This window comes from Achromobacter ruhlandii, assembly GCF_902859695.1.
In the GTDB taxonomy this organism is placed as follows: Bacteria; Pseudomonadota; Gammaproteobacteria; order Burkholderiales; family Burkholderiaceae_B; genus Achromobacter; species Achromobacter ruhlandii.
The window spans coordinates 70707-97531 of the sequence record NZ_CADIJL010000008.1 but is presented as its reverse complement, the minus strand read 5'-3'; the positions used below and the strand labels follow the sequence as shown (position 1 = coordinate 97531).

Here is a 26825-nt window from a genome sequence, read left to right as displayed (position 1 = left end):
CGATCAGGGTCGAACTTGATTTCCGGAAACTGCCAGTCTGGCCAGATCATCCAGCGACGTATTGCCGAGGTCTTCGAGTACCGCACAGGCGCCGGAGAGCGAAACCTGCGCCGGCTCGGGGCTTGGCCGCTTGCAAAACCCTGGCCGAGCGGGTCAGTGCCCGCTGGGACGCCTCGGGCGGCTTGCCCAGCCAGCTGCCGGACGACCTGCGCGCCCGCCACCAACGCATCTACGCCGAAGCCTTGGCGCGTGCCCGTGCCGCCGGCTGGTGGCCCCCCGAGGACGAGGACGGTTAAGAGCGCCCCCAGGAAACGGCTTGGCCGTTTCCGCCCCCCGAGGGGGACAAAAAAACTCGGGGCGGCCCTTCGTTTTTTTGGGAGGAAAACGCCATGCCCCTGGTCAACATGAAGGACATGCTCGACCATGCCCATGCCCACGGTTACGCGGTGGGGGCCTTCGATCTGGTTGGCCTGGATTTCCTGGAGGCCATCGTCGTCGGCGCGGAACGCGCCCGCGCACCGGTGATCCTGAGCCTGGCCGAATCGCATTTCAGCCACTTCGATCTCGAGCTGGCCATGCCCGCCGTGGAAGCGGCGGCGCGGCGCGCCCAGGTGCCGGTGGCCATCCATCTCGACCACGGCGCGAGCCTCGATTCGGCCATCCGGGCCATTCGTCTCGGGGCCAACGGAGTGATGGTGGATGCCTCGCACCTGGATATCGGCGACAACATCGACGCGACCCGGGCCGTGACCGCGATGGCCCACGCCTGCGGCGTCTGCGTCGAGGGCGAGCTGGGCTACGTGCCGGGTGTCGAGGGCGAAGATGCCGAGCGCCATCCCGGCCCGGTCCAATACACCACCGTGGCGGAAGCCAAGGCCTTCGTGGAACGCACCGGCGTTGATTGCCTGGCCGTCTCCGTCGGCACCGTGCATGGCCGCATGAAGGACAAACCCGGGCTGGACTGGGGCCGGCTCAAGGACATCCACGCCGCGCTGGGGCTGCCCCTCGTCATCCATGGCGGCACCGGCCTGTCCGATGACCAGTTCCGCAAGCTCATCACCTTCGGCGTGGCCAAGATCAATTACTACACCGCGCTGGCCGACGCCGCCGGGGACGCCATCCGCGCCGCCGCTCGCGCCGGGGCGAGGAGCTACACGGCCCTGCTCGCCGGGGTGCGCGAGCCCATCGCCGCCGAGGTAGAACGCTGCCTGCGGGTCTTCGGCGCCGCCGGACGGGCGGCGGAGGTGCTGGATCGTTGCCGCCCCTGGATCAACGTGGAGCACGTGGTGCTCTACAACGCCCCCAACCACGACGAGGTCCGGCTGCGCGCCCTGATGGCGGAAGGGCAGCGGGTGTTGTCGGAAATCCCCGGGGTGCGCGAAGTCACCGTCGGCAGCGTCGCCGACCAGAGCGCGCGGTACCGTCACTGCTGGCTGATCCGCTTCGCCGCGCCAGAGGTCATCGAGAGCTACAAGCAACACCCTACCCACGTCGCCTTCGCCGACCATCTGTTCCGCCCGGCGGCGGCGGACCGCCTGACCAGCGATTTCCGCGTCGCCGACCGGGTCACCGGCGCCTCGACGCTGCCGCTGTCGTGCGCTCCGGTCACCGAAGGCGTCACGTCATGACGCTCAAGGCGCTGCTTTTTGACGTGGACGGCACCCTCGCCGAAACCGAGCAGCTACACCGCCAGGCGTTCAATGCCACCTTCGCCGCGATGGGCCCGGCAAGTCGTTCGCCGGACCGTCCCAAGAACGACCTGGCCCCCTCGTGGAACGGCTCGGGTGGGATTCCCGAGCCGGGGGCTGTGCAAACCTGGGGCACTGGAGCCTGGAGCGTTATCGCGTTCTGCTCAAGGTCTCCGGCGGCAAGGAGCGCATCCGGCGTTTCCTGGCCGAGGACCACCCGGACCTGCTCGCCGCACGCGACGTGGACGGGTTCGTCGCTGCCCTGCACAAGGACAAGACGCGCCGCTACACCGAGGCCGTGATCGCCGGCCTCGTGGAGATTCGTCCCGGCGTGGCGCGCCAGCTGGGCGAAGCGAAGGCCGCCGGCCTGAAAACGGCCATTGTCACCACCACCAGCCGCGCCAACGTGGACGCGCTTCTTCAGCACCGGCTCGCTGGTGCGCAGCTCCAGCGCCAGGCGCTGGTTCTCGCTCTGCAGCCGGTAAAGCTCGGCGGCGTTGTGCAGGGTGAGCAGTAGCTGCTCCGGCTGCCACGGCTTGAGGATGTACTGGTAGATGCCAGCGTCATTGATGCCGGCAATGATGTCTTTGGAGTCCGTGTAGCCGGAGATGATCATCCGCACCACGTCCGGCCACTGGCTGCGCACCTGCTTGAGGAACTCCACGCCGGACATGCCGGGCATGCGCTGGTCGCAGAGCAGCAGCTGCACGAAGTCGCGCTCCATGATGCCTCGCGCCTCCCCCGCGCCGGAGGCGGTGAGCACCTCGAATTCCTCCTCCAGCGTGCGGCGCAGCGCCTCTTGGGAGCGCACCTCGTCATCCACCACCAGCACGGTGGGCAACCTGGTTTTTGTCGTCATGGCTTCACGGCCTTCAGGCGGCCTGTCCCCCAATCGATGTCGCGGTGTGCGGCCAGATGCCGCGGCGTCCACGAGTGCGGCGTGCGGCGCACGAAATGATAGCGCGCCACGTGATAGCTGGGATCGAAGCCGTAGAAGTTGCGCCGCATGTGTTCCAGCTCTTCGTCGCGATAGGCGGCCAGCGGCTTCACGGCCTCGTCGCGCACGCGCCGCGCGCGCTTCTCCTCGAGCCGCTGTGCCAGGTCCACCGCAGCGGCCAGCGCTTCGGCACGGGCCACCACCTGCACGGTGAAGGCCGCCACGTCGCCGGACAGGCAGGCATCCACCACGCCTTCCCGCGCCGCTTCCGCGGCGCCGAGGGGCAGGCGGTTCTGCATGATGGCGCGGGCGCGCGCCATGCCCACCCGCCTGGGCAGCAGGTAGGTCCAGTACTCGGAGCCGTAGAGGTTACCCATGTTCTTGTAGTGGGGGTTGAGGATCGCCGCCTCGCGCGCCCACACTTCGTCCGCCGCCAGCGCCAGGAAGGCGCCGCCGGCGCCGGCGTTGCCGCGCAGCGCGGCGACGGTGAGCTGGCCGCCGGTCTCGATGACGGCGCGGGCCACGTCGTCGATGGCGTTGATGTTGCGCCAGGACTCATCGGCGGCGCTGTCCGCCGCCTCGATGAGATTGAGGTGGATCCCGTTGGACCAGAAGTCCGCACCGCCCAGGAGCACGATGACCTTCGTGGACCGGCTGCGCGCGAACTCGTAGGCGGCGAGCAGGCGCTGGCATTGCGTCGTGCCCATGGCGCCGTTGTAGAAATCGAAATGCAGGTAGCCGACGCCGCCGGCCTCATGGTAGCGCAGCGGGCTCCAGTCTCCCTCCTCTTCGCGCCACAGGGGCACGGTGTACTCGGGCAGATCCTTCGTCTCCTCGGCGAAGGCCAGGGTGGCAGGCAGCTTCAGCGCATCATCGCGGTCGGCGCGCTTCGCATGGCCGATCCACACCGCGCCATCCACCGTGGCGCGCAGCACTGCACCCTCACGCCGCCCCAGCAGCGCGCCCGGCTCGCCCCGCAGGCGGTACTCCGCATGGGCGTCGAAGAGATGACAGGGCACGCCGAACAGTTCGTCGCGCACGCCGGGGAAACCGTCCGCCGCGTGGAGCTTGCGCAACACCTGCTCGGTGCTCTCGCGCTGCCAGTCGATGCTACGGTCTTCCTGCTTCATGAGCGGACGCAGCCGGCCGCGCACGTTTGGATCCGCATAGTCCAGCGGCCGCGGGCGGAATGCGCCGGAACGATACACGGCGTAGCGCCCGACCGCCGCCAGCACCGCGCGGGTCGCCGCCGCCGTCACCTCGTTGCGGTAGAGGCTGCTCTTCTTCGCCAGGCACATGGGAAAGGTCTCGGTGGCCCAGATGTCGCCGGCATCCATCTCGCCGTTGGCCTGCAGCACCGTGACGCCCCACTCATCCACACCCTCCTGGATCGTCCAGTCCAGCGCCGAGGGACCGCGATCGCCGACGATGCCCGGATGCACCACCAGGCAAACGTGCTGGCGCCAGATGGACTCGGGTATCGCCCGGCGCAGATAGGGCGCCACGATGAGATCCGGCCGGAACAGCGCGACGGCCTCCTCGGCCACGCTGTCGGCGATGTCGAACTCGATGGACACCTCGTGCCCGCGCCCGGTGAGTTCCACGTAGAGGCGCTGGGTGAGGTTGTTGAAGCTGTGGGTGAGGAAGAGTATTCGCATGAATCACGCTGCATTAAACGCCGAGGCGCCGAGGCGCCGAGAAAACCTGTTCTGAATTCCTCCGCGTCTCGGCGTCTCTGCGTTTCAAAATCAACCTCTCAACATATTCTCGGCAACTGCTCACCGGAGAGCCAATCGACGATGCGCCGTCCGCCGAAGGCGGTCTTCATCTGCACGAAGTGATGAGGATCTTCGGTGACTTCGCCGATGACGGCGGCGCGGGCCCCCAGGGGATGGGCACGCATCACTTCCAGCAGTCGATCTGCATCGCCCGCCGCGCAGATGGCGACGAGCTTGCCCTCGTTGGCGACGTAAAGCGGATCCAGGCCAAGGAATTCGCAGGCGGCCGCCACCTGCGGATTCACCGGAATCGCCGCCTCGTCCAGCATCATGCCCACGCCGGCCTGCCGGGCGATCTCGTTCAGCGTGGTGGCGACGCCGCCGCGGGTGGGATCGCGCAGCACGTGGATGTCGGGCACCGCCATCACCATCGCCGTCACCAGGCCGTGCAGGGCCGCGGTGTCGGAGACGATCTCGGTGTCGAAGCGCAGGTTCTCCCGCTGCGACATGATGGCCATGCCGTGGTCGCCGATGGCACCGGAGACGATGATGCGGTCGCCCGGCCGGGCCCGCTCGCCGCTGATACTCACGCCCTCGGGCACGACGCCGACGCCGGTCGTAGTGATGAAAACACCGTCGCCCTTGCCCTGCTCGACGACCTTGGTATCACCGGTGATGATGGGCACCCGCGCTTCCTGCGACGCCTGGGCCATGGAGTCCACGATGCGCCGCAGGTCCGCCAGCGGAAAACCCTCCTCGATGACGAAGCTGGCGGCGAGGTAGAGCGGCCGGGCGCCGGCCATGGCCACGTCGTTGATGGTGCCATGCACCGACAGGCCGCCGATGTCGCCGCCGGGGAAGAACAGCGGCGACACCACGTGGGCATCAGTGGCCATCACCATGCGCCCCGTGGTGACGGCGAAACAGGCCTGATCGTTCAACTGGCGCAGCCACTCATTGTCGAAAGCGCGCAGGAACAGCTCGTCGATCAACTGCGCCATGGCGCGCCCGCCGCCGCCGTGGCTCATGTCAATGCGGCCGTGCTTGAAATCCAGCGGCCGGATATAGCCTTTCTTCACTTCGCTCATCGTCGATCCTCACCGCAGAGGCGCCGAGACACGGAGAAAACTCTGCGCCTCTGCGTCTCTGCGGTTAAATTCATCAAGCTGCCACCACCACTTCGATGTCCTTGAACCGCCCGTAGCTGTAATGCGCCGCGCACGCCCCTTCGCTCGACACCATGCAGGAGCCCATCGGATTCTCCGGCGTGCACACGGTGGCGAAGAGCTTGCAGTCGGTGGGCTTCTTCACGCCGCGCAGGATGGCGCCGCATTCGCAGGCCTTGTTGTCGGGCACCGGCCGGTAGGCGAGGCCGAAGCGGGCCTCGGCGTCGAACAGGCGGTAGCTGGCGCGGATGCGCAGGGCGCTGTAGGGCACCTCGCCCAGGCCGCGCCATTCGAAGGAGCAGCGCAGCTCGAAGACTTCCGACACCAAGGCCTGGGCCTTCTGGTTGCCGTCTCGGGTGACGGCGCGAGTGAATTCATTCTCCACCTCGGCTCTGCCCTCGTTGACCTGCGTCACCAGCATGAGGATGGCCTGCATCACGTCCAGCGGCTCGAAGCCGGCGATCACCACCGGCTTGCGGTACTCCTCGGCGAAGAATTCGTAGGGCCGACTGCCGATCACGGTGCTGACATGGGCGGGGCCGACGAAGCCGTCCAGCGGCACGGTACCCAGCTTGCGCACCTCCGGCGACTCGAGGATGGTGATGATGGCCGAAGGCGTCAGCACGTGGTTGCACAGCACACTGAAGTTGGTGACGCGGGCCGCCTCGGCCTGCTTGATCACCAGCGCGGTGGGCGGCGTGGTGGTCTCGAAGCCGATGGCGAAAAACACCACTTCGCGCTGGGGATTCTGCTGGGCGATGGCCAGCGCGTCGGCCGCCGAGTAGACCATGCGGATGTCCGCACCGCGGGCCTTGGCCTTGAGCAGCGACAGGCTCTCGGAGGCGGGGATGCGCAGCGTGTCGCCATAGGAGCAGAGGATCACACCACGCTCCAACGCGAGCTTGATGGCGAGATCGATGCGGCCGATGGGCAGCACGCACACCGGGCAGCCGGGGCCGTGGATCATGCGCACGTTGGCGGGCAACAGATCGCTGACACCGTAGCGGGAGATGGCGTGGGTGTGGCCGCCGCAGAACTCCATGAAACTGTAGCTGCGCCCGGAGTCGGCGTCGCGGGCGATCTTCGCCGCCAGGGTACGGGCCAGCTCGCCGTCCCGGAATTCGTCCACGTATTTCATGACGCACCCTCCGTCTGCACCATGCCGGCTTCGGCGAACAGCTTCAGGGTGCGTTCCGCCTCTTCGGGATCCAGCTTCGTCAGTGCGTAGCCCACGTGCACGATGACGTAGTCGCCCACGGCGACGTCATCCACCAGCGCCAGCGAGATCTCCTTGCGCACGCCGCCCAGGTCGATGAGGGCCATGTCGTTGTCGAGTTTCTCCGCGATGCGTGCGGGTATAGCAAGGCACATGTTTCTACTCTTCCATAAGTTGAGGCGCCCACCGCAGCGCCACCCAGGCCTGACCGAGGGCGATGCCGCCGTCATTGGACGGCAGCTGCTGCGCCGTCAGCACGGTCAGGCCGCGTGCCGCCAGGCGTCGACCCAGGTTGCGGACGAGGATGTGGTTGAGGAAGCAGCCGCCGCCGAAGGCGACGGTGCGCACGCCGGTGTCCTGGACCGCCGCGACGGCCCAAGCTTCCAGCGCCGCCACCAGCGTAGCATGGAATTGCGCCGCACCGCGCGCCGGGTTTGCTTCGGCGGACAGCGCCTCCAGCAGCGGCAGCAGATCCAGGACGTTGTCCGCGCCGATGCGCCAGGCATCGCGCAGCGCCAGCCCCTCGCCCCAGCGCTCGGCCAGCCCTTCCAGCAGCATCGCCGCCTGGCCCTCGTAGGCCATGGTCTCGCGCGTGCCCAGCAGGCCGGCGGCGGCGTCGAACCAGCGGCCCATGCTGGAAGTGAGCGGCGCGTTCAACCGCTGGGCCAGCATGCGGTTCACCATCTTCGCCCCCGGCTGCTGCGGAAAGCGCTCTGCGATCTCCTCGCCACGCCCCATCAGGTGCAGCGCGGCGGCAGCCATGCGCCAAGGCTCGCGCGCCGCGCGGTCGCCGCCGGGCAGCGGCAGCCGGCGCAAGTGACCGAGGCGTTTGCAGGAGCCGCCGTCCACCAGCAGCAGTTCGCCACCCCACGCTTGGCCATCATTGCCCAGGCCGACGCCGTCCAGCGCCAAGCCGATGGCGGGCCCGTCCGAGCGGTGCTCGGCCAGCACCGCAGCGATGTGGGCGTGATGGTGCTGCACGGCGACGGCGGGCACGGCCCATTCCGCCGCCAGTTCCGCCCCGTGGCGCGTGCTGAAGAATTCCGGATGCAGGTCGTGGGCGACGAGCCGCGGCTGGATGTCCAGCACCTGCCGCAGATGGGCCACCGCCTCGATCATCGCCTCACAGGTGGCGGCGTTGTCGAGATCGCCCACATGCTGGGAAACGAAGGCTTCGTCACCGCGGGTCAGGCACACGGTGTTCTTGAAGTAGCCGCCCAGCGCCAGCACCGACGGACCGCTGCGGGCGAGCTTGATGGCACGCGGTATGTAACCCCGAGCACGACGAATGAATTGCTGCGATGGGTGATCGGTGGGTTCGGCTCTCACCACAGAATCATCACAGCGCACCAGGATCTCGCGGTCGTGAAGGAGGAAGGCATCGGCGATGCCGGCGAGGCGTTGCAGCGCCACATGGTTTCGGATGACCAGCGGCTCGCCGCCGGGGTTGGCGCTGGTCATCACCAGCACCAGCGGCTGCGGCTGCGTGAGCCAGGCGAGCCCGTCGGGCCGGCCGGCCGCCTCGTGGAACAGCAGGTACTGCAGCGGCGTATGGGGCAACATCACGCCCAGCCAGGCGAGTCCCGGCGCCACGCCGTGCAGCTGCTCGTCGACGATGCGCTGCTTGCGCAGCAGCACGATGGGGCGCTCCGGCGCCGCGAGCAGGATCTCTGCGCCGCTGCAGACATCGCCCCACTGCGCCGCCGTCACCGGGTTGGCGACCATCACCGCGAAGGGCTTCTCCTCGCGCTGCTTGCGGTCGCGCAGCCGCGCCACCGCCTCGGCATTACGCGCGTCACAGGCGAGATGGAAGCCGCCCAGGCCCTTGATGGCGACGATCTCGCCGCGCAGCACGCGCGCCACCGTTCCGGCAATCGGGTCTACGCCCGGCACCGGCATGCCCTGCGCATCGAGCAGCATCAAGCTGGGGCCGCAATCCGGACAGGCGTTGGGCTCGGCGTGGAAGCGGCGATGCTCCGGCGCTTGGTACTCGCCCAGACAGGGCGGGCACTGCGGGAACGGCGCCATGCTGGTGGTGGCGCGGTCGTAGGGCAGCGCGCGCGTCAGCGTGTAGCGCGGGCCGCACTGGGTGCAGTTGATGAAGGCGTAACGGTAGCGCCGGTCCGCGGGGTCGAAAAGCTCCGCCAGGCAGTCGGCGCACACCGCCGTGTCGTGGCCGATGGCGGTGTGCACGGCGGCATCGGAACGGTTGCTCTCGAGGATGGCAAAGCCGTCGGCGTCGGCTTGTACCGCGCAGCGTTCCTCGCCGATCTCATCCACTCGCGCCAGGGGCGGCGCGTCGCGGCGCAGCCGCTCGCGCAGCTCGGCGATGGCCGCGGCGCTCCCCTGGACCTCGATGTCCACGCCGGCGCCGTCGTTGCGCACCCAGCCGGCGACGCCCAGTTCCTGCGCCAGGCGATAAACGAAGGGCCGGAAGCCCACGCCCTGCACCACGCCGCGCACGCGGATGCGGATGCGGACGGGCCGGGGCTGGCGCTGGGTTCGCGGCATCAGCATGCGGGCTCGGCGATCAGCGCTTGAGCACCGCCAGCTCCGCTTCCAGCTCGGCGACGCGGGCGCGCAGCAGGTCCACGTTCTGGCTGCGCTTGGCGCGCTGGCCGACCAGTCCTTCAGTGATCCACGCCAGCCACTCGGCGAAGCCTTCACCGGTGGTGGACGAGGTGCGGATCACGTGCAGCGCGGGATTCACGCGCCGGGCATACTCGATGGTCCGCTCCACGTCGAAGGACAGGTGCGGCAGCAAATCGCACTTGTTGAGCAACATCAGGCTGGCAGCCCGGAACATGTCCGGATACTTGAGGGGCTTGTCTTCCCCCTCGGTGACGGAGAGGATCACCACCTTGTGGGCTTCGCCCAGGTCGAAGGCGGAAGGACACACCAGGTTGCCCACGTTCTCGATCAGCAGCACGCTCTCGTCCTGCGGCCGCAGCTGCTCCAGGGCGTGACCTACCATGTAGGCGTCCAGGTGGCAGCCCTTGCCGGTGTTGATCTGCAGGGCGCGCACGCCGGTGGCGCGGATGCGCTCGGCGTCGAAGGAGGTCTGCTGGTCGCCCTCGATGACGGCCAGCCCGCAGGTGGATTGCAGCGCCTCGATGGTGCGCACCAGCAGCGTGGTCTTGCCGGAGCCGGGGCTGGAGACGAAGTTCAGCGCGAACACGCCGTGCTCATCGAACCAGCGGCGGTTCTGCGCCGCGTAGGCGTTGTTCTTGCCGAGGATGTCCTGCTCGATTTTCACCATCCGCGCCTGGCTCATGCCTGGGGCATGGGCACCAGCGGGTCCGTGACCGTAGTGCAGATGGTCGGTGCCGCGCACGGCGCGGTGGGCATGAGCGTGGTCGTGGTCATGATCCGCGTAATGGTGATCCTGTTCGTGAGGAGGGTGGGCATGGGCATGGACGGTGCCGTCGGCATGCACGTGCTCGTGCGTATGCTCCAGTTCCTGGCCTTCGATGCGGGTTTCGCCGGCGCCGCAGCCGCAGATGGTACACATGATTCGATTCTGTCTCCTTGTCCTGACGTGAGGTCACGCCACTTCCAGATCCCTGACGCGCATTTCCGTGCCGCCAGTGGGCTGCACCTGGCTGCTGCCGCAGCGCGGGCAGGAGTCGTACAGCGCATTGACCGGCACCGTCTCACTGCACTGCAGGCACCAGCCCGTGCCGGGGATATCCACGATCTCCAGACGCGCCCCTTCCGCCAGGCTGCCGCGCACCACCACGTCGAAGCAGAAGCGCAGCGCCTCCGGCTCGACGCTGGACAGCCGGCCGATCTCCAGCCTCACCGCGGTCACTTGGGAGAAGCCTTGGCTCCGTGCCGCGTCCTCGACGATCTGCAGCACGCCCTCGGCCAGCGACATCTCATGCATCGTGCAGCCTGACCTCGTCAGCGACGCAGGGATCGAGCGTCAGCGCCAAGGCGTCCAGATAGGTTTTCAATGTCTCGTCGTCGGTCGCGCGCTTGCCGAGGGCCTCGATGCGAAAGGCACCCTGCGGATGAAAATCCCACTCAGTGGAGGCAACGATCGCGGAGCGCCGGACGTGCGCACCGCTCGCCTGCAGGCAGTGTAGCAACATGTCACGCGCCGTGTCCACCCGCGAGCAGCCTGTCGGAGTGCGCCGTGCAAAGGCGCTGTCTTTCAGCGGGTGCGAATCCCGCCCAGCCACTTTCGCTCCGGCCGGTAGCAATCGGGGCAGACGTGGAGCAACCGTGTTCAAAATCAAGCGCATTTCGCTATCCACGGCGTCTGGGTTTTGAGGATGGCATTCATGATAGTCAGCAGTTTGCGCAGCAGGCAACGACCACGACCTTGTCCGGCTTGCCGGGGGGTGACCAGCGCCTCGGCGACGGTATCCATTTGCTGGGCGATCATCAGTAGTCCACGGGCGATCCGAAGCGAGGTACCGTGCGCCATTCGTTGGTCGGCGCAGTGCTGCCGAAATTGCTCTCGGGCGTCCGCCAACGGCCCTTGACGATGGCGCGCCGAGGCAGAGGGATATTTGAACAATCGCTCAAACATGATCGGATCTCTCAAGAAACAGAACTGACGGCAGCGGTTTTCATGCGGCCACCGCGGTCGGTTGAAGTTGAAACCCGAGGGCAGCGGCGCGGCGTTTGAGGGCGGTGATGCTACGTTGCCGCTGCTGTTCCTCGTAACGTTGTTGCCCCTGATCGACGAATTGTTCGCCGCGCGTGAGCATGAAGTAGACCAGGCGGGCCAGTTTGTGGGCGACAGCGGTATTGGCGCGGGGTTTGTCCATGCGTGCGCACAGCCGGTGGTAGAAGGCGCCGAGGGCTGAGTTGCTGTGCGAGAGCGTCATGGCCGCCATCTTCAGCGCATGCCGCGCCCGATTGGCTGAGCGCTTGGTGCTGGACGCGAGCACCTTGCCGCCGCTGATCTTGGTGCCCGGACAAAGCCCGAGCCAGGAGCAGAAGTGCTTGACGCTGGCAAAGCGACTCAGATCCGGCCCGATCTCCGACAGGAGCTTCATGACAACGGTGACGCCCAGGCCATTGATGCGCGTCAGATCGACGCCGGCCCAGTTAGCCAAGGCTTGACGAAGGCCGAATGCCGTCGCCAGTTTGCTGCCGCTGCGCGGCGCTTGGCCGAGATCAAGCTGGGTTTGACCGCGTTCGGCCAGCAGCGTCTGCAGCTTGGCATCGCACTCGGTGAGGCGACGCGCAATGTCGTCGTACATCGCCAGCGCTTGGCCGAGCACGAACAGATGTTCCTCGCGCCAGTTGCCGGTCAGTGCCTTGACCACGTCCTCGGAGCTGGCCTTGACCCGACGATGGCGAAGCCGAGCCAGCACCTGCGGATCGCGCTCGCCGGCGACAATGGCGCGGATGATCGCCTCCCCGGTCATGCCCATGATGTCGCTGAGCACTTCAGTCAGCTGGAGGTTCATCTGCACGAGCGCCTTCTGCATGCGCTGCACCCAGCGCGCCTGCTCGGTCAGGAGGACCTCGCGTTGGCGCACGATCGCGCGCACGACGCATACCTCGCCCGCCGGACGCCAGGCGGCGCGCAGCAACCCGAGGCTCATGAGTTTCTGCAGCCACTGGCAATCCTGCACGTCGCTCTTGCGGCCGGGCACGTATTTCAACTGCCGCGCATCGACCAGCCAGACCTTCAGCCCGCGCTGTTCCAGCACCTCATGCACCGGAATCCAGTACACCCCGGTCGATTCCAGCGCCACGGTATCGACACCACAGGCCAGCAGCCAGTCGGCCATCCCGTTCAAGTCGTCGGTCATCGCCCCGAATTCGCGCACCGAATCCTCGGCCACATGCGGCGGCACCGCCACCCAGTGACTCGATGCGCCGACATCAATCCCCGCCGCATTGGGAAAGACTTCCTCGTTTCGCTTGCGCATCGCCATGGTCTGCCTCACGATTGTTGATGAACGGCAGCGCCAGGGGAAGCGTCGAATTCGACTCGATCTCTCAAACGGGATGCGGCTCTCACCGCTCACCACTGTCACCGACGATTCCCGGACCATGCTCAGTAACGGGCTCGCACAACGGCGTCGGCTAACGCCGTGTACTCGCACCAGTGACGGGTCGGTCATCTCGGCGCTGCCGTTCACTTTGTAGCCCATCGTCGTTTCTTCGCGAACACCGGGCACGGTCACGGGCTTGGGATGCTCAGTAGTGTCCGGTTAAAAATCTGCGCAGCTTAAACGCTACGTTGCCAGCCGGGTAGACGAATGCGGCGCGTGGCCGGATGCGGCCCGGCTATTCGACGAACCGCATGGGCCGCGCCGCTGCCACCGCCGGCACCCGGGTCAGGCGCAGCGCAAGAAAAAAGCTACCAGCGATGACGCACACCACGGACAGCCCGAAGGCCAGCTCCTTGCCGTCGCTCCAGGCGTCCACGGCGGGCAGCAGTTGCCTCATGACGCCGAAGGCCGCCACCAGCAGGCTGGTGCCTGACACCGCCAGGCTCATGACGCGGGAGGCGACGAGGGCCATCTGGTCGGTGCGGCGGATGAGGCGGGAGATCCACAGCCCGTTGATGCCATCCATCACCAGCATGCCGAGGGTGAACAGCAGCCCGAGCGCCAGGGCGTGGCCCCATCCGCCATACTGCGCGCCGGCGGCGGCGAACAGGGCGGCCTGGCTGACGGTGTCGAAGGACAGGGCGAACAGCGCGCCGACGGCGGCGACGGCCAGGGGATGGGAGGCATGCTGCAGCCGACCGAGCCAGCGGCCCTTCAGACCCACGGGCTGCACCACCTCGTCGTGCCGCGTGGTGAGCACGGCGCGCAGGTTGATGACGCCGAGCGCGACGAGGAAGCCGATGGAAATCCAGGCACCGCTGGCCTCCAGCCAGCCGGGCACCTGCCAGCGGCGGGCCAGGGTGCTGACGGCCAGGGCGATGGCGATGACCACCGTGCCGTGCCCCAGCGAGAACAGGATGCCGCAGGCACGGGCGACGGGGGCGCCATGGCGCAGGTTGAAACGGGTCAGGCCATCGATGGTGGCGAGATGATCGGCATCGAAGCCGTGCTTGACGCCCAGCATGAAGACCAGCGCGGCCAGGGCCACCCAATCGTTCGGCAGTGCTTCCATTCCGCTCCCCTGGACTAGGTTATGAAGAAATTCTACTTCCTCTTAATTTGACTGTATCAAATTAGACCTCCAGCGCCTTCACATGGGTGATGACTTCGCCGATGATCTGCTGCGCACTGCCGTACAGCATGCGGCAGTTGTCCTTGAAGAACAGCGCATTCTCGATGCCCGAGTAGCCCGCGCCCTGCCCGCGTTTCACGACGATGACGTTCTGCGCCATGTCGACGTTGAGGATCGGCATGCCGTAGATCGGGCTCGACTTGTCGGTGCGCGCGACCGGGTTCACGACGTCATTCGCGCCGATCACGAGCGCCACATCCGCCTGCGGGAAGTCGGCGTTGATCTCCTCGAGGTCGAAGATCTTGTCGTAGGGCACGCCGGCCTCCGCGAGCAGCACGTTCATGTGACCCGGCATGCGGCCCGCGACCGGATGGATCGCGAACACGACCTCGACGCCACCTTCTTCCAGCAACTGCGCCATCTCCCACACCTTGTGCTGCGCACCGGCGACCGCCATGCCGTAGCCCGGCACGATGATGACCTTGGACGCGTAGCGCATCACCGAAGCGCCGTCCAGTGCGGAGAGCTCCTTCATCGAGCCCCCGATCGCCTCGCCACCACCCGCCGCCGCGCCGGTGATCGGCGTGAAGATGATGTTCTTGATCGGGCGGTTCATCGCCTTCGCCATCAACTGCGTCAGCAGCGTACCGGACGCACCGACGACGATGCCCGCGACGATCAGCGCCGGGTTGCCGAGCACGTAACCCTCGAAACCGACCGCGAGGCCTGTGAATGCGTTCAGGAGCGAAATCACAACCGGCATGTCGGCGCCGCCGATCGGGCTGGTGAGGATTGCGCCGAGGGCAAGCGCAACCACGAAAAATGCGATCACCATTTCTGACGCCGGAGTGCTGCCAAAGATGATCGCGCCGCCGAGCACCAGGGCAATCCCGGCGAGCGCAACATTCACCACGTTCTGCGCCGGCAGCCGCCACGCCTTGGTCATGATGCCCTGCAGCTTTGCGAAGGCGATGCATGACCCCGAGAACGCCACCGAGCCGATCAGCGCACCAAGCACCGCAAGCGTCGCAGCGAAGCCGCCATGCATGCTGCCGCGCGCGAACTCGAGCGCTGCGATCGCCGCTGCCGCGCCGCCGCCCATGCCGTTGTAGATCGCGACCATCTGCGGCATGTCAGTCATCTTGACGACCTTGCCGGACCACCACGCGACGGCACCGCCGAGCACAATGGCGGTGATCATCAGGCCGTAATTTTCCATGCCCGGTTTAAGCAGTGTGATAAGGGTGGCCGCGACCATCGCGTAGCCGGCCCACACGATGCCCTTGCGGGCGGAGACCGGCGAGCTCATCGCCTTCAGGCCGAGAATGAAGACCACGGCCACTGCGAAGTACGCCAACTGGATGACGTCGCTCATTGCGCACCTCCCGCCTTGTTGGCGCCCGGCTTGAACATCGCGAGCATGCGCTCGGTCACGACGTAACCGCCGGCAGCGTTCGCCGCGCCGAGGAACACTGCGACGAAGCCGATCGCGAGTTGCACCGAATCGGCCGGATCGGCGTCGCCGAGCACCACCATCGCACCGACGAGCACGACGCCGTGCACGAAGTTCGAGCCCGACATCAGCGGGGTATGCAGGATCACCGGCACGCGCGCGATCACCTCGTAACCGGTGAACGCGGCCAGCATGAAGATATACAACGCGGCAATGCCTTCCATTCAAGCCACCTCCATTTCGGCCATGAGTCCCAGCGCCTTCCGCACGCCCACGTGTTTGAGCACCCCCGCGTGGGTGAGGCAGGTACCGGCGATCACTTCGTCTTCCCAGTCGAGCGCGAGTGTGCCCTCCTTGATGAATGGCGAGAGGAAGTTGAAGAGGTTCCTGGCGTACATCTCGGACGCGTGCACGGGCATGCGGCTGGCGATGTGGGCCGGGCCGATGACGAGGACGTCGTTGATCCAGGTCTTCTTGCCCGCAACCGTGCCCTCGACATTGCCGCCGGATTCGGCCGCCATATCGACGACGACCGCACCCGGCTTCATCCGCGCGATCATGTCGGCGGTGATGATGCGCGGGGCGCGCTTACCGGGGACGGCGGCGGTCGTGATCAACGCGTCGCACTGCGCAACGGCCTTCGCGAGGCGCTCCGCCTGCTTCGCCTTTTCCTCGTCCGTGAGCTCGCGCGCGTAGCCGCCCGTGCCCTCTGCCGACACGCCGGTGTCGACGAATTTCGCGCCGAGCGACTCGATCTGCTCGCGCGTCTCGGCACGCACGTCATAGGCTTCCACCATCGCGCCGATCCGCCGCGCCGTGGCGATCGCCTGCAGCCCCGCGACGCCCGCCCCGATCACGAGCACCTTCGCCGGACGGATCGTGCCCGCGGCGTAGGTCAGCATAGGGAAAAACTTTGGGCAGTGATCGGCCGCGATCAGCGCGCACTCGTAGCCCGCAACCGCGGCCTGGCTCGACAGCGCGTCCATGCTCTGCGAGCGGGTGATCCGCGGCAGCAGCTCCAGCGCAAACGAAGTGATCTGCTTGTCCATCAGCTGCTGCGCGCGTGTCGCATCCGACCACGGCTGCAGCATGCCGAGCAGCACGCTGCCCGGCTTCATCGTTGCGATCAGTTCTACCGACGGCGGTTGCACGCACAGTACGACATCTGCGGTTGAATACACTTCTTCCGACTTTGCGGCAAAGCGAACGTCCCCGAACATCTCGTCGCGCAGATGCGCGGGCTGGCCGGCACCGGACTGTATCAGCAGTTGCGCGCCGAGCCCGAGATATCTTTTGACCACGTCCGGCACGACACACAGGCGACGCTCGCCATGCACAGTTTCAGTCGGCACTCCAATTGTCAAAGGCATGGTTTTCATCCTCTTGTGCTGATCGCTGCGCGCCCGGCTACAGACGGGACCGAGCAAGTTCAAGGGGGTCATATCGCTAGCGAACATTAGGAAGACTCAGCCGGATCACCGAGCCGTTCAATGATCCGGCCAAAGCCCGGCGGCGGGGAGGAAGCAAACGCCACCAGGAGACGACGCATACAAATCAGGACGATTTCAGACACGCTCCAACACGGCTGCGATGCCTTGGCCGATCCCGATGCACATGGTGCAGATCACATCCAGGCCACCGGCGACGTGCAGTTGATTCACCGCCGTGGTAACGAGGCATGCGCCGGATGCGCCCAGCGTTGGCGTTTAACTCCGTCCCTTGCCCCCCGTCGAGATGTACTGTTGCAACTCCATCTCGTGCTCTCCGACGGTGGCAACCACGTGGTGGACGCGCTTGATGATGGCGCGCATGAAATTGTAGATGAGCAACGGCTGTTCCGTGATCAGCGGCTCGATGCCGTCCGCGTTGAAGCAGAGAAGAGATGCTTCGCCCAGCGCGCGAACCGATAACGTATGCGGGGTTTGGTCGACAAAGCTCAACTCACCGACCAGATCGCCCTCTTCGTACACGTGCACGATGCGCTCCTTGCCCACGGCGCTTCGCGCCTTGACAAGGGCCAAACGCCCTTCGGTCACGATATAGAAGCTGCTCGCGCTCTCTCCTTGTCGGTAGAGAAACTCACCATCCTTGAGGCGGCACTCACTGGCGGCATGTTCTGCAAGGATGCCGGCGCCATCTCGGCCGATATACTCGCCCAATGGGGCTTCATAGATCATCGTGGCGATCCTGTCGATTTCCAGTTCTTTCATTACGTTCTCCGTCTAACTAAATTCACGAGACTCGACACTCCGCCGCATCGCGAGATAAGCGGTCGCATCGTCCAGGTTTTGCCTTGCCCTCTGGGTCAACCCCATTTTGAGTTCCCATTCATACCCCCTGATCGCGAGCACATACACTTCGGGCAAGCGCTGAAAACACTGTTGACAGGTCGCCATGATCGATGGAATCGAGATCGCGTGCGAGGTAAAGCTGAAGTCCATTTTCGGTTCTGCGCGCTCCAACGTGAATGATTCCACCGAGGCGTCCTTCGTGGCATCGATAAACAACACCCGCCTCTTGCGGCTGATGAGGTCGGCATCCTCGAGATGCAGTTGATAGTGCCTCTGGATTTCCGCTTTCGGGCACAGCGACTCCGCTTCCAGCCAGTCGATCAAGGCCCAGCCCAGTCCGTCGTCCTGCCGACCGACGTTGCCGATGCCATAAATCAGGCTCGACGGATCGTCGAAATCCTCAAGGGTCACGAGGGGAAACTCAGCGGGTGCGTTCATCGATCAGCCCCCCCGCCGCGTCATAGACCGAAACCACCAGCGGCATCTGCCCCAGGGCGTGGGTGGCGCAGCTCAGGCAAGGATCGTATGCGCGTATGCCCACCTCGATGGCGTTCATCATGCCCTCGGTAATCTCGCCGTGCCCGCCCAGGTAGTCCTCGGCGACGCTGCGCACCGTGCGATTCATGACCTGGTTGTTTTGAGTGGTGGCGACGACCAGGTTGGCGAAGGTGATATTGCCGCGCTCGTCGGCACGGTAATGGTGGAGCAAGGTTCCACGTGGCGCTTCGACCACACCGACCCCTTCGCCGGTCCACGCGCCGGCGGGCGGCGTCAACACCAGCTGATCCTTCTGCAGGTCCGGGTCGTGCAGCAATTCCCTGATGACCTCCGCGGCGTGGAGGATTTCTATGGCCCGTGCCCAGTTGGTGTGCAGGGTCATGTTGTTCGCCCGCCCCTTCGTGTAGGCATGGAAGCGTTCCAGCGCCTCCTGGGCGAGCGGCGTCGAGAGCGTCTTCGTCACGTTCATGCGGCCCAGCGGCCCGACGCGCACCGAACCCTTTTCCCTTCCCAGGTCTTTGAGGTAAGGGAACTTCATGTAGCTCCACTCCTCGACCGCTTCGCTGAAGTGATCCAGGTAGTCGTGATAATCGAGTTCGCGGACGATGTTCTTGTCGTCGTCGACGATACGCAGCTTGCCGTGGTAGTAGTCCACATTGCCGTCGGCATCGACCAGGGACATGTTGAGTGCGGGTACGTCGGCGAAACTGTCCACCTGCGCCCGGTGCTTTTCATGGAAGTCGTAGAACAGGCGCAGTCCATCCTGTGCGAAGTCGATGACCTGATCCATCGCCAGAAGGCCTTCTTCCCCGTTCAGCAAACGGTCGCGCTCGGCAATGCTCAGATTCTTGTTGACGCCACCGGGCACCGAGTTGATGCCGTGCATTTTTTTGCCGAACACCACCTTGATGACTTCCTGGCCCCATTTGCGCAGCATCACGACTCTTTTCACCAGCTCGGGATCGGCCTCAATCAGGCCGAGCACGTTGCGCTGCTCAGGCGGCGCGTCCATCCCGAACAGCATCTCCGGCACGATCAGATAGAAATAGGCCGTCGTATGGGATTGGAGCATCTGCGCGTAGTGGCCGAGGCGGCGCATTTTCTCCGCGGCCGGTGTGACATCGATGCCGGATTTCAGGCCGACACCGACCATGTCGTCCAGCGCCTTGGCCCCGCACAGGTGGTGGCTGACAAAGCAGATGCCGCAGATACGCTGCAGAAACATCGGCGCCTCCCAGTAGGGATGGCCCTGGATGAACTTTTCGAAACCCCGGAATTCCACGACGTGCAGCTTGGCGTCGATGACGTTATTGTCGTCATCCAGGTGCACCGTGACCTTGCCGTGACCCTCGATACGGGTCACGGGATCGATAACCAGTTTTCTGCTCATGACATTACCTCCGTTTATCAATCGTAGCGATTGATCGAGCTCGGCAAATCGAATGGACGCCCGTTGACCAGATCGTCCAGGACCTTGAAGATGGCGTCTCCATCCGGAGGACACCCCGGGATGAAATAATCCATCTTGACCACCTCATGACAGGGGTAAACCTTGGTGGTGATCCTGGGAATATCCGGATGGAACGGGATGACGGCCTTGGCGCCCGCCACGGCGGTCGCCGAGTTGACGTAGGCCTCCGCCAGGCAGTCCTTCAGCTCGACGACGTTGCGCATCGCGGGCACACCGCCCCACACCGCGCACGCCCCGACCGAGATCAGGATGTCGCAGTTCTCGCGGAAGTGCTCCAGCGTTTCGATGTTCTCCTCGTTCGCAACGCCGCCTTCGACGAATCCGATCGCACAGCGCTCGGGGATTCGTTTGATATCGGTCAGCGACGAGCGCAGGATGGTGATTTTCTCCAACAGCGGCAGGAGCCGCTCGTCCATGTCGAGAAAGGACAAGGTGCAGCCCCAGCAACCGCACAGACCGATCATGGACACCTTGATCTTGCCCTCGCGGTTTGCGGCCAGCGCCGGATCCATCGGCGTCGCAGGCAACTCGTGCGACGCAAGCTCGTTCTTTGCGGCGGTGCTCATTTGTCCACTCCTTCCAGGCCCAGCGCGCGTGCGCGCACCGACTGGATTTCGTACTTGCGTTGTCCGATGGGGTCGTCGTAGCCGACCCGTTTCTCGAGAATGGTGCCAACCGGGCAGATCGCAACCGCTTCCTTGACTTGCTCCGGCGGCATGGCGTTCGCGAGTTCGACATCGATTTCGATGCGCGACTCGGAACCGCGCTGGCTGATGCTGAAGATCTTCCTGCCGGTCGCCTTGTCGCGGATGAACTCGACACAGCGCTGGCAGAAGATGCAGCGATCCCGCTCCAGCCAGATCTTCTCCGAAGCCTGGTCCTGTACGCGAACCGGGAAACGGTACGGGAAGCGCGAGACCATCATGTCCACCTCGTAGCCGACCGCCTGCAGCTGGCAACGGCCACTCTTTTCGCAGCTCGGGCAGTTGTGGTTTCCCTCCGCGAACAGGAATTCGACCAGCGCCTTGCGCATATCGACCATTTCAGGGCTATTGACCTCGACATTCAAGCCCTTGGAGACCCGCACCGTACACGCCGCGTTCACGTTGCCATTCACTTTTACCGAACACACCCGGCAGGTGCCAAGACAGGGCTTGTCCTTGAGGTAGCACAGCGTCGGGATATACACGCCGTTTTCTGCGGCGACGTCCACCAGCGTTCGCCCTTCCTCCGTCGTGACCGTGATGCCGTCGATCGTGATCTGAATGCTCATTTTTTTGCCTCCTCCAGTTCCTTCAGCGCCTTCTCATGCCCGCCCAAGGCGGTATCGAGGTCGAACGACGGCAGCAGCGGGCCCTCGTGCCTCACCAGCTTGTCCTGATAGATCTCGGGAAACTTCTCCAGCGTCGTCAGGATGGGTTTGGGAGAGGTGGCGCCAAGACCACATCGACTGGTCTTGCGCACCAGCGCTCCCCAACTGACCATGTCGTCCAGATCCTTCTGGCACGCCTTGCCGGCGATCACCCATTCGACCTTCCTGTGCAGGTCGACGTTGCCGGCCCGGCACGGCACGCAAATGCCGCAGGACTCATCGACGAAGAACTGCATGTAGTCCTTGACGATGTCCAGCAGGTCACGGTTCCGGTTGAAGATCGTGAACGCACCATTGCAGGAAAGATCCTCGTACGCGAGCCTGCGTTCGCCATCCTTCTCCACCGACACGCACTCACCCGAGGGCCCGCTGATCTGAACGGCCCGCGCCTCCTTCGCTCCGACCATCGCCAGTACCTCGTTGAGCGTCACGCCCCATTCCACCTCGTAGATCCCCGGCTTGCTGCAATCGCCGGCAACACTCAGCAGTCGGGTGCCGGCGGAGTCCGGCGTTCCCATCGCACTGAACCAGTCGGCGCCTTCCTCCATGATTCGGGAGACGGCGGCAAAGGTCTCGACGTTGTTGACGCAGGTGGGTTTTCCCAGATACCCCTGCTGCACCGGAAAGGGAGGTTTCACCCGTGGCGTGCCGCGTTTTCCCTCGCAGGACTCGATGAGGGCCGACTCGTCACCGCAGATATAAGCGCCGGCCCCCATCTGAATACGGATATCGAAATCAAAGTCCCGCCGGACGCCAATAGCGCGTCCCAGCAACCCGTCATCCCTGAGCTGCTGAAGCTGTCGTTCCAGATAATCCTTGAGATAAAAGTACTCCGCGCGGAGGTAAACGATGCCATGGCGGCAGCCGATGGCATGGGCGGCGATCGCCATTCCGATGAATACCTCCTTGGGCGAGCGTGTCAGCAGGGCCCTGTCCTTGAAGGTCCCGGGCTCGCCTTCGTCGGCATTGCAGATGACGTACTTCGTGTCGCTCAAAGCACGCCGGCAAAGCTGCCACTTCAGCCCGGTCGAGAACCCGGCGCCCCCGCGTCCGCGCAGCTTGGATTCGATGATCTCGTCGATCACCTGTTCGGGCCTGAGCGTCAGGCAGTGGTCGAGCACGGCCTTGAAATCCGTCCTGCCACGGAAGAATACCGGCCCCTTCGTGCGCACATTGGATTCCACCAGGGCATCGACATAGGCGATATCGTCGCTGGGCAACCCGGCCGGGTTCGCGATCTCGGCCGGGGACCGCCCCTGTTTCAGCTGGGCGATGATGTCTGCGATCTTTCCGGGCCTCAGGCGGGTGAATACCACCTTGTCGATCAGCATCGCCGGCTCCTGATCGCTGAGTCCGATACAGGGCGTTTCGAACAGGCCGAACATTCCATTCGGGTCGGTTTCGCCGAAACGGACTCCAGTCTCGCGCTCGAGGGCATCGTGCACCGCCTGATAGCCGTTCATCTTGGCAATCACGGAATTGCACAGGTAAATCCGATGCTTTCCCGACGGTTTGTCATGGAAAAGATGGTAGAACGACGCTGTTTCCCGAATGTCGAGTGGGGACAGGTTCAACTCGGCCGCTAGTTGCGGCAGCACCTCATCGGGAATGTGCCCGTACAGATGCTGAACATCCCAAAGTATGTCCATCAGACGGGCTCTGTCTGAGCGGTAACGCTCAAGTATTGTCCGGATGTCTTTGCTCATGTGTCTCCTCCTTGGTGGTCGAAGCGATTCAGGGTCTGGCGCCCGCTGCTAGCATTGTCGCCCCTTTTTCGCTGATCTTGAAATGAGCGAATCGTGAGCATTACGATCGCATATCTCTAACGCAGTCAGAACTGCAGCGTGAGCACACCCTCGGGGGTGCCCAGCAGGCACGCATGGGCGCGGTGGCGCGCGAACAGTCCGACCGTCACCACGCCGGGCCACTGGTTGATCTCGGCCTCCAACGCCGGCGGGTCGGCGATGGCAAGGCCGTGCACGTCGAGGATCGGGTGGCCGTTGTCGGTGACGACACCCTTGCGCAGAACGGCACGGCCGCCGATCGCCGCGAAGCGGCGGGCGATGCGCGTGGCGGCGACGTCGATCACCTCGACGGGTAGCGGGAACCGTCCCAGCACCTCGACTTTCTTGGATGCGTCGGCGATGCACAGGAAGCGCTGCGCCAAGTCGGCCACGATCTTCTCGCGCGTGAGCGCCGCACCGCCACCCTTGATCATGTGACCGTGCGGGTCGATCTCGTCGGCGCCATCCACGTACAGAGCCAGTTGTTCGACTTCGCCGGCCTCGAGGACTCGAATGCCATGCCCGCGCAGCCTGGCCGTGGTCGCATTGCTGCTCGACACCGCGCCGGCGATGCCCTCGCGAAGCGAGGACAGCGCGTCGATGAAGTGGTTCACCGTCGATCCGGTACCCACGCCGATGATGCTGCCGGGCAGCACGTGCGGCAGCGCCGCACGGGCGACCATGGCCTTGATCTCGTCCTGCGTCATTAAGTGTTCTCCTGCGCGAGCCGCTGGGCCGTGATGGCCACGGCCATGAACTCGTCGACGTTCAGCGACGCCCCGCCCAACAGGCCGCCATCGATGTCGGGCATGGCGAGCAGCTCGCGTGCGTTCGCTCGCTTCATGCTGCCGCCGTAAAGGACGTGCAGCGACGCTGCGATGGCCGGGTCCGCCTCGGCCAGTCGGCCACGGATGAAGGCGTGAACGTCCTGCGCCTGGGCGGGTGTGGCCGTTTTGCCCGTGCCGATCGCCCACACGGGCTCGTAGGCCACGACCGCATCGGCAAACGCACTCGCCCCGGCCAGATCAAGCACCGCCTGGAGCTGGCGCGCCACCACATCCTCGGTCGCACCTTGCTCGCGCTCCGGCAGCGACTCGCCGACGCACAGCACCGGCGTCATTCCGGCTTGGCGGACCGCAAGGAACTTGCGCGCCACGACGGCGTCGTTCTCGCCGAACAGCGTGCGCCGCTCGGAGTGGCCGACCAGCACACAGGCGCAGCCGAACTCCCGCAACATCTGGGCCGATACTTCGCCGGTGAAGGCACCGTCTTCATGCCCCGAGACGTTCTGTGCGCCCCAGGCCATGCCGCTGGCGCCCAGGCGGCGCTGCGCCTCGGGCAGGTAGGTAAAGGGTGGGAACAGTACCAGTTGCACACGGTCCAGGCGTGCCACGGCACCGTCGGCGATCGCCGCCGCCAGCGCCTGTACGCCGGCCAGACTGCCGTTCATCTTCCAGTTGCCGGCCACCAGCAGTCGTCGGCGTTGGCCGCGAACTGGGTGCGGCGGGAGGGGGGTCGGGTCCATCGGGGGGCTCTTTGGTCTGTTAAGAGGGACTGGATTCACACCGTCGCGATGCGCATGAGATTCGTCGTGCCGGGCGTGCCGAACGGCACGCCGGCAATGACGACGAGGGTCTGCCCGCCCTGGGCGAATCCTTCCTGGCAGGCGACCGCGCAGGCTTTCGCGGTCATCTGATCGACATCGGCCACGTCCTCGATGTGCACCGAGTGGATGCCCCAGGCGAGCGCCATGCGGCGCGCGACGCGCAAATGCGGCGTCAGGCTCAGTACCGGCGCCTCGGGACGCTCACGGGCGACACGCAGGCTGGTGTGGCCCGAGCTCGTGTAGCAGACGATGGCGCTCGCATGCATCAGCGCGACGGCATGGCGCACGGCGCAGCACACGGCGTCGGCGGCACCCGCGCCAGCCGGCGCGCTCGGGCGCGACGCGTTCATCAGCTGCAGGTACTGCGGATCGCCCTCCACTTCGGTGATCAGGCGGCTCATCATGTCCACCGCCTCGACCGGATAGCGGCCGGCAGCGGATTCGGCGGACAACATGACCGCGTCGGCGCCGTCGTAGATCGCAGTGGCCACGTCCGAGGCCTCGGCGCGCGTAGGCACCGGGCTCGTCACCATCGATTCAAGCATCTGCGTGGCCACGATCACCGGCCGTCCGAGCCGGCGGCAGGTGCGGAGGATGCGTTTCTGTATCCCGGGCACGCGCTCGGCCGGCAACTCCACGCCCAGGTCACCGCGCGCCACCATCACGGCGTCGGCGCATTCGGCGATGGCTTCCAGTTGTTCGACCGCCGACGGCTTCTCGAGCTTCGCAACGATGGCCGCGCGTTCGCCGATCAGCTTTCGCGCCTCGACGACGTCTTCGGGCCGCTGCACGAACGACAGGGCGATCCAGTCCGCACCGAGGTCCAGCGCCAGCGCCAGATCGCGCCGGTCCTTGGCGGTCAGTGCGCTGATGGGTAGCAGCACGCCGGGCACGTTGACGCCCTTGCGATCGGACAGCTTGCCGCCGGCCACCACGCGCGTATCGGCGAAGTCGGCGCCGCAGCGTTCGACGATCAGCCGCAGCTTGCCGTCGTCGAGCAGCAGTTCGGCGCCCGGCGCCAGCGCCGCGAAGATCTCCGGATGCGGCAGGCCGACGCGGCGCGCGTCACCCGGCGCCGTGTCGAGCTCGAGGCGGAACGGCTGCGATTCGTCCAGCATCACCGAACCCGCGGCGAAAGTGCCCACGCGCAGCTTCGGACCCTGCAGGTCGGCCAGGATGCCAATCGGGCGGCCGGCCTCGCGCTCGAGTTCACGCAGGATGGCGAAGCTGGCCCGATGCGCCGCCTCGTCGCCGTGACTGAAGTTCAGGCGAAAGACATCGACACCGGCGGCGAACAGCCGGCGGATGGTGTCCTTGTCGGAACTGGACGGGCCGAGCGTGGCGACGATCTTGGCGTTGCGGTTGCGGCGCATGGTGTGGCGGGCCTTCACGCGTAGCGTGCCGCCATGACTTCGAGCGGGAGCGGCTTGATGCGGGCCCCCTGCCCGGCGCAGCCGAAGGCCTCGAAGCGCGCCTTGACCACGCTGCGCGCGGCCTTAGTGGCCGCCTGCAGCGCCTTGCGCGGGTCGAACTCGCTGGGCTGCTCGGCGAACACTTGGCGCATCGCCGCGGTCATCGCCAAGCGGATGTCGGTATCGATGTTGATCTTGCGCACACCGCTCTTGATCCCGCGCTGGATCTCCTCGACCGGCACGCCGTAGGTCTCCTTGATGTCGCCGCCGTACTTGCGGATGATCGCCAGCCACTCCTGCGGCACACTGGAGGAGCCGTGCATCACCAGGTGCGTGTTCGGCACCGCGGCGTGGATCTGCGCGATGCGCTCGATGGCCAGGATGTCGCCGGTGGGCTTGCGGGTGAACTTGTAGGCGCCGTGGCTGGTGCCGATGGCAATAGCCAGCGCATCCACGCCAGTGCGGGCCACGAAGTCCTTGGCCTCCTCGGGATTGGTGAGCATCATGTCGTGCGTGAGCTTGCCCACGGCACCGACGCCGTCTTCTTCGCCGGCCTCGCCCGTTTCGAGCGAACCCAGGCAGCCCAGTTCACCCTCGACCGAGACGCCGATTGAATGCGCCATTTCGCAGACCTTGCGCGTGACGTCGACGTTGTAATCGTAGCTCGCGGGCGTCTTCGCGTCTTCGAGCAGGGAGCCGTCCATCATCACGCTGGTGAAGCCCGAGCGGATCGACTGCTGGCACACCGCCGGCGAGGCGCCGTGGTCCTGGTGCAGCACGACCGGGATGTCGGGGTGCATCTCCACGGCCGCCAGCACCAGGTGGCGCAGGTAGGGCTCGCCGGCATACTTGCGGGCGCCGGCCGAGGCTTGCAAAATCACCGGCGACTGCGTTTCCTGCGCCGCCTCCATGATGGCGTGGACCTGCTCCAGGTTGTTGACATTGAAAGCGGGCACGCCGTAGCCGTATTCGGCAGCGTGATCGAGCACTTGGCGCAGTGAGATGAGGGCCATGAAGGATTCTCCGTAAGTCGTTGAAGGTTCAGGAAGTCGTTGGATCGA

The 26825-nt window shown here is 65.6% G+C and carries 27 protein-coding genes and 1 pseudogene; 2 read left to right on the top strand and 26 right to left on the bottom strand.

Annotated features, from left to right (window positions below):
* Positions 1-122 precede the first annotated feature (122 nt).
* Together HV742_RS12435 and HV742_RS12430 are read left to right on the top strand one after the other, a co-directional pair.
* The gene (locus tag HV742_RS12435; RefSeq protein ID WP_156358871.1) at positions 123-296 is read left to right on the top strand and encodes a hypothetical protein; all 174 of its coding nucleotides are present in this window, start codon (positions 123-125) and stop codon (positions 294-296) included.
* Positions 297-389: 93 nt separating this feature from the next.
* Positions 390-1628, top strand: coding sequence for a ketose-bisphosphate aldolase (locus tag HV742_RS12430; RefSeq protein ID WP_175145325.1), 1239 nt, complete (start codon positions 390-392; stop codon positions 1626-1628).
* Here the strand turns inward: HV742_RS12430 and HV742_RS32515 are convergent.
* The 26 genes and pseudogenes from HV742_RS32515 to fba form a co-directional block, all read right to left on the bottom strand.
* Positions 1618-2547, bottom strand: coding sequence for a response regulator (locus tag HV742_RS32515; RefSeq protein ID WP_011516282.1), 930 nt, complete (start codon positions 2545-2547; stop codon positions 1618-1620). The genes HV742_RS12430 and HV742_RS32515 overlap by 11 nt on opposite strands.
* The gene (locus HV742_RS12420) at positions 2544-4283 is read right to left on the bottom strand and encodes a hydrogenase maturation protein (RefSeq protein ID WP_011516281.1); all 1740 of its coding nucleotides are present in this window, start codon (positions 4281-4283) and stop codon (positions 2544-2546) included. Before HV742_RS12420 ends, HV742_RS32515 begins: the two co-directional genes overlap by 4 nt.
* 98 nt (positions 4284-4381) lie before the next feature.
* Positions 4382-5431: a hydrogenase expression/formation protein HypE gene (gene hypE, locus HV742_RS12415; protein ID WP_011516280.1), complete on the bottom strand. Its 1050-nt coding sequence runs from the start codon at positions 5429-5431 to the stop codon at positions 4382-4384.
* Positions 5432-5504: 73 nt separating this feature from the next.
* Entirely contained in the window at positions 5505-6647 is a 1143-nt protein-coding gene (gene hypD, locus HV742_RS12410) for a hydrogenase formation protein HypD (RefSeq protein ID WP_055401277.1), read from the bottom strand.
* The gene (locus HV742_RS12405) at positions 6644-6880 is read right to left on the bottom strand and encodes a HypC/HybG/HupF family hydrogenase formation chaperone (protein WP_041240127.1); all 237 of its coding nucleotides are present in this window, start codon (positions 6878-6880) and stop codon (positions 6644-6646) included. Before HV742_RS12405 ends, hypD begins: the two co-directional genes overlap by 4 nt.
* Positions 6881-6884: 4 nt before the next feature.
* Positions 6885-9242, bottom strand: coding sequence for a carbamoyltransferase HypF (gene hypF, locus HV742_RS12400; RefSeq protein ID WP_011516277.1), 2358 nt, complete (start codon positions 9240-9242; stop codon positions 6885-6887).
* Positions 9243-9255: 13 nt separating this feature from the next.
* A complete protein-coding gene (hypB, locus tag HV742_RS12395) occupies positions 9256-10236 on the bottom strand; it encodes a hydrogenase nickel incorporation protein HypB (RefSeq protein ID WP_011516276.1) in 981 nt (326 codons plus the stop codon).
* A gap of 33 nt (positions 10237-10269) precedes the next feature.
* Positions 10270-10611, bottom strand: a complete 342-nt coding sequence (gene hypA / locus HV742_RS12390; protein ID WP_011516275.1) for a hydrogenase maturation nickel metallochaperone HypA — start codon at positions 10609-10611, stop codon at positions 10270-10272.
* The gene (locus tag HV742_RS12385; protein WP_146209070.1) at positions 10604-10972 is read right to left on the bottom strand and encodes a hypothetical protein; all 369 of its coding nucleotides are present in this window, start codon (positions 10970-10972) and stop codon (positions 10604-10606) included. The genes hypA and HV742_RS12385 overlap by 8 nt, the downstream gene beginning before the upstream one ends.
* Positions 10963-11115: a hypothetical protein gene (locus HV742_RS12380; protein ID WP_175145324.1), complete on the bottom strand. Its 153-nt coding sequence runs from the start codon at positions 11113-11115 to the stop codon at positions 10963-10965. The genes HV742_RS12385 and HV742_RS12380 overlap by 10 nt, the downstream gene beginning before the upstream one ends.
* Before the next feature lie 187 nt (positions 11116-11302).
* Positions 11303-12625 carry an IS110 family RNA-guided transposase gene (locus tag HV742_RS12375; protein ID WP_175145323.1) on the bottom strand — a complete coding sequence of 441 codons (1323 nt, stop codon included), beginning with the start codon at positions 12623-12625 and terminating at the stop codon, positions 11303-11305.
* Between the two features lie 355 nt (positions 12626-12980).
* Complete coding sequence (locus tag HV742_RS12370) at positions 12981-13817, bottom strand: HoxN/HupN/NixA family nickel/cobalt transporter (RefSeq protein ID WP_011516273.1); 837 nt, start codon at positions 13815-13817, stop codon at positions 12981-12983.
* 61 nt (positions 13818-13878) lie between these two features.
* The gene (locus HV742_RS12365) at positions 13879-15252 is read right to left on the bottom strand and encodes an NAD(P)(+) transhydrogenase (Re/Si-specific) subunit beta (RefSeq protein WP_175145321.1); all 1374 of its coding nucleotides are present in this window, start codon (positions 15250-15252) and stop codon (positions 13879-13881) included.
* A complete protein-coding gene (locus tag HV742_RS12360; protein WP_041240119.1) occupies positions 15249-15554 on the bottom strand; it encodes an NAD(P) transhydrogenase subunit alpha part 2 in 306 nt (101 codons plus the stop codon). Before HV742_RS12360 ends, HV742_RS12365 begins: the two co-directional genes overlap by 4 nt.
* Complete coding sequence (locus HV742_RS12355) at positions 15555-16700, bottom strand: NAD(P) transhydrogenase subunit alpha (protein ID WP_055399957.1); 1146 nt, start codon at positions 16698-16700, stop codon at positions 15555-15557.
* Between the two features lie 195 nt (positions 16701-16895).
* Positions 16896-17027: pseudogene (locus tag HV742_RS12350) on the bottom strand (3-oxoadipyl-CoA thiolase); the annotation flags it as partial.
* A gap of 9 nt (positions 17028-17036) precedes the next feature.
* Complete coding sequence (locus HV742_RS12345) at positions 17037-17540, bottom strand: Crp/Fnr family transcriptional regulator (RefSeq protein WP_175145319.1); 504 nt, start codon at positions 17538-17540, stop codon at positions 17037-17039.
* Positions 17541-17552: 12 nt separating this feature from the next.
* Complete coding sequence (locus tag HV742_RS12340) at positions 17553-18059, bottom strand: hydrogenase maturation protease (protein ID WP_011516269.1); 507 nt, start codon at positions 18057-18059, stop codon at positions 17553-17555.
* Positions 18043-19509 carry a Ni/Fe hydrogenase subunit alpha gene (locus tag HV742_RS12335; protein ID WP_011516268.1) on the bottom strand — a complete coding sequence of 489 codons (1467 nt, stop codon included), beginning with the start codon at positions 19507-19509 and terminating at the stop codon, positions 18043-18045. Before HV742_RS12335 ends, HV742_RS12340 begins: the two co-directional genes overlap by 17 nt.
* Positions 19510-19526: 17 nt before the next feature.
* Positions 19527-20156: an NADH-quinone oxidoreductase subunit B family protein gene (locus HV742_RS12330; RefSeq protein WP_011516267.1), complete on the bottom strand. Its 630-nt coding sequence runs from the start codon at positions 20154-20156 to the stop codon at positions 19527-19529.
* Positions 20153-20863 carry a 2Fe-2S iron-sulfur cluster-binding protein gene (locus tag HV742_RS12325; protein ID WP_011516266.1) on the bottom strand — a complete coding sequence of 237 codons (711 nt, stop codon included), beginning with the start codon at positions 20861-20863 and terminating at the stop codon, positions 20153-20155. Before HV742_RS12325 ends, HV742_RS12330 begins: the two co-directional genes overlap by 4 nt.
* Complete coding sequence (locus HV742_RS12320) at positions 20860-22668, bottom strand: NAD(P)H-dependent oxidoreductase subunit E (RefSeq protein WP_175145317.1); 1809 nt, start codon at positions 22666-22668, stop codon at positions 20860-20862. The genes HV742_RS12325 and HV742_RS12320 overlap by 4 nt, the downstream gene beginning before the upstream one ends.
* Positions 22669-22793: 125 nt before the next feature.
* Positions 22794-23453: a ribose-5-phosphate isomerase RpiA gene (gene rpiA, locus HV742_RS12315; RefSeq protein WP_011516264.1), complete on the bottom strand. Its 660-nt coding sequence runs from the start codon at positions 23451-23453 to the stop codon at positions 22794-22796.
* Positions 23453-24271 carry a triose-phosphate isomerase gene (gene tpiA / locus HV742_RS12310; protein ID WP_011516263.1) on the bottom strand — a complete coding sequence of 273 codons (819 nt, stop codon included), beginning with the start codon at positions 24269-24271 and terminating at the stop codon, positions 23453-23455. The genes rpiA and tpiA overlap by 1 nt, the downstream gene beginning before the upstream one ends.
* Positions 24272-24306: 35 nt before the next feature.
* Positions 24307-25725: a pyruvate kinase gene (gene pyk, locus HV742_RS12305; RefSeq protein ID WP_011516262.1), complete on the bottom strand. Its 1419-nt coding sequence runs from the start codon at positions 25723-25725 to the stop codon at positions 24307-24309.
* Between the two features lie 14 nt (positions 25726-25739).
* On the bottom strand, positions 25740-26777 hold the full coding sequence (gene fba, locus HV742_RS12300; RefSeq protein WP_011516261.1) for a class II fructose-bisphosphate aldolase: 1038 nt from the start codon (positions 26775-26777) through the stop codon (positions 25740-25742).
* Positions 26778-26825 lie beyond the last annotated feature (48 nt).

What these genes read in the sequence shown, in the direction of transcription:
- HV742_RS12430 (WP_175145325.1), top strand. Translation starts at nt 390, where the DNA reads ATGCCCCTGGTCAACATGAAGGACATGCTCGACCATGCCCATGCCCAC.
- HV742_RS32515 (WP_011516282.1), bottom strand. Translation starts at nt 2,547, where the DNA reads ATGACGACAAAAACCAGGTTGCCCACCGTGCTGGTGGTGGATGACGAG.
- HV742_RS12420 (WP_011516281.1), bottom strand. Translation starts at nt 4,283, where the DNA reads ATGCGAATACTCTTCCTCACCCACAGCTTCAACAACCTCACCCAGCGC.
- hypE (WP_011516280.1), bottom strand. Translation starts at nt 5,431, where the DNA reads ATGAGCGAAGTGAAGAAAGGCTATATCCGGCCGCTGGATTTCAAGCAC.
- hypD (WP_055401277.1), bottom strand. Translation starts at nt 6,647, where the DNA reads ATGAAATACGTGGACGAATTCCGGGACGGCGAGCTGGCCCGTACCCTG.
- HV742_RS12405 (WP_041240127.1), bottom strand. Translation starts at nt 6,880, where the DNA reads ATGTGCCTTGCTATACCCGCACGCATCGCGGAGAAACTCGACAACGAC.
- hypF (WP_011516277.1), bottom strand. Translation starts at nt 9,242, where the DNA reads ATGCTGATGCCGCGAACCCAGCGCCAGCCCCGGCCCGTCCGCATCCGC.
- hypB (WP_011516276.1), bottom strand. Translation starts at nt 10,236, where the DNA reads ATGTGTACCATCTGCGGCTGCGGCGCCGGCGAAACCCGCATCGAAGGC.
- hypA (WP_011516275.1), bottom strand. Translation starts at nt 10,611, where the DNA reads ATGCATGAGATGTCGCTGGCCGAGGGCGTGCTGCAGATCGTCGAGGAC.
- HV742_RS12385 (WP_146209070.1), bottom strand. Translation starts at nt 10,972, where the DNA reads ATGCGCTTGATTTTGAACACGGTTGCTCCACGTCTGCCCCGATTGCTA.
- HV742_RS12380 (WP_175145324.1), bottom strand. Translation starts at nt 11,115, where the DNA reads ATGATCGCCCAGCAAATGGATACCGTCGCCGAGGCGCTGGTCACCCCC.
- HV742_RS12375 (WP_175145323.1), bottom strand. Translation starts at nt 12,625, where the DNA reads ATGGCGATGCGCAAGCGAAACGAGGAAGTCTTTCCCAATGCGGCGGGG.
- HV742_RS12370 (WP_011516273.1), bottom strand. Translation starts at nt 13,817, where the DNA reads ATGGAAGCACTGCCGAACGATTGGGTGGCCCTGGCCGCGCTGGTCTTC.
- HV742_RS12365 (WP_175145321.1), bottom strand. Translation starts at nt 15,252, where the DNA reads ATGAGCGACGTCATCCAGTTGGCGTACTTCGCAGTGGCCGTGGTCTTC.
- HV742_RS12360 (WP_041240119.1), bottom strand. Translation starts at nt 15,554, where the DNA reads ATGGAAGGCATTGCCGCGTTGTATATCTTCATGCTGGCCGCGTTCACC.
- HV742_RS12355 (WP_055399957.1), bottom strand. Translation starts at nt 16,700, where the DNA reads ATGCCTTTGACAATTGGAGTGCCGACTGAAACTGTGCATGGCGAGCGT.
- HV742_RS12345 (WP_175145319.1), bottom strand. Translation starts at nt 17,540, where the DNA reads ATGAAAGAACTGGAAATCGACAGGATCGCCACGATGATCTATGAAGCC.
- HV742_RS12340 (WP_011516269.1), bottom strand. Translation starts at nt 18,059, where the DNA reads ATGAACGCACCCGCTGAGTTTCCCCTCGTGACCCTTGAGGATTTCGAC.
- HV742_RS12335 (WP_011516268.1), bottom strand. Translation starts at nt 19,509, where the DNA reads ATGAGCAGAAAACTGGTTATCGATCCCGTGACCCGTATCGAGGGTCAC.
- HV742_RS12330 (WP_011516267.1), bottom strand. Translation starts at nt 20,156, where the DNA reads ATGAGCACCGCCGCAAAGAACGAGCTTGCGTCGCACGAGTTGCCTGCG.
- HV742_RS12325 (WP_011516266.1), bottom strand. Translation starts at nt 20,863, where the DNA reads ATGAGCATTCAGATCACGATCGACGGCATCACGGTCACGACGGAGGAA.
- HV742_RS12320 (WP_175145317.1), bottom strand. Translation starts at nt 22,668, where the DNA reads ATGAGCAAAGACATCCGGACAATACTTGAGCGTTACCGCTCAGACAGA.
- rpiA (WP_011516264.1), bottom strand. Translation starts at nt 23,453, where the DNA reads ATGACGCAGGACGAGATCAAGGCCATGGTCGCCCGTGCGGCGCTGCCG.
- tpiA (WP_011516263.1), bottom strand. Translation starts at nt 24,271, where the DNA reads ATGGACCCGACCCCCCTCCCGCCGCACCCAGTTCGCGGCCAACGCCGA.
- pyk (WP_011516262.1), bottom strand. Translation starts at nt 25,725, where the DNA reads ATGCGCCGCAACCGCAACGCCAAGATCGTCGCCACGCTCGGCCCGTCC.
- fba (WP_011516261.1), bottom strand. Translation starts at nt 26,777, where the DNA reads ATGGCCCTCATCTCACTGCGCCAAGTGCTCGATCACGCTGCCGAATAC.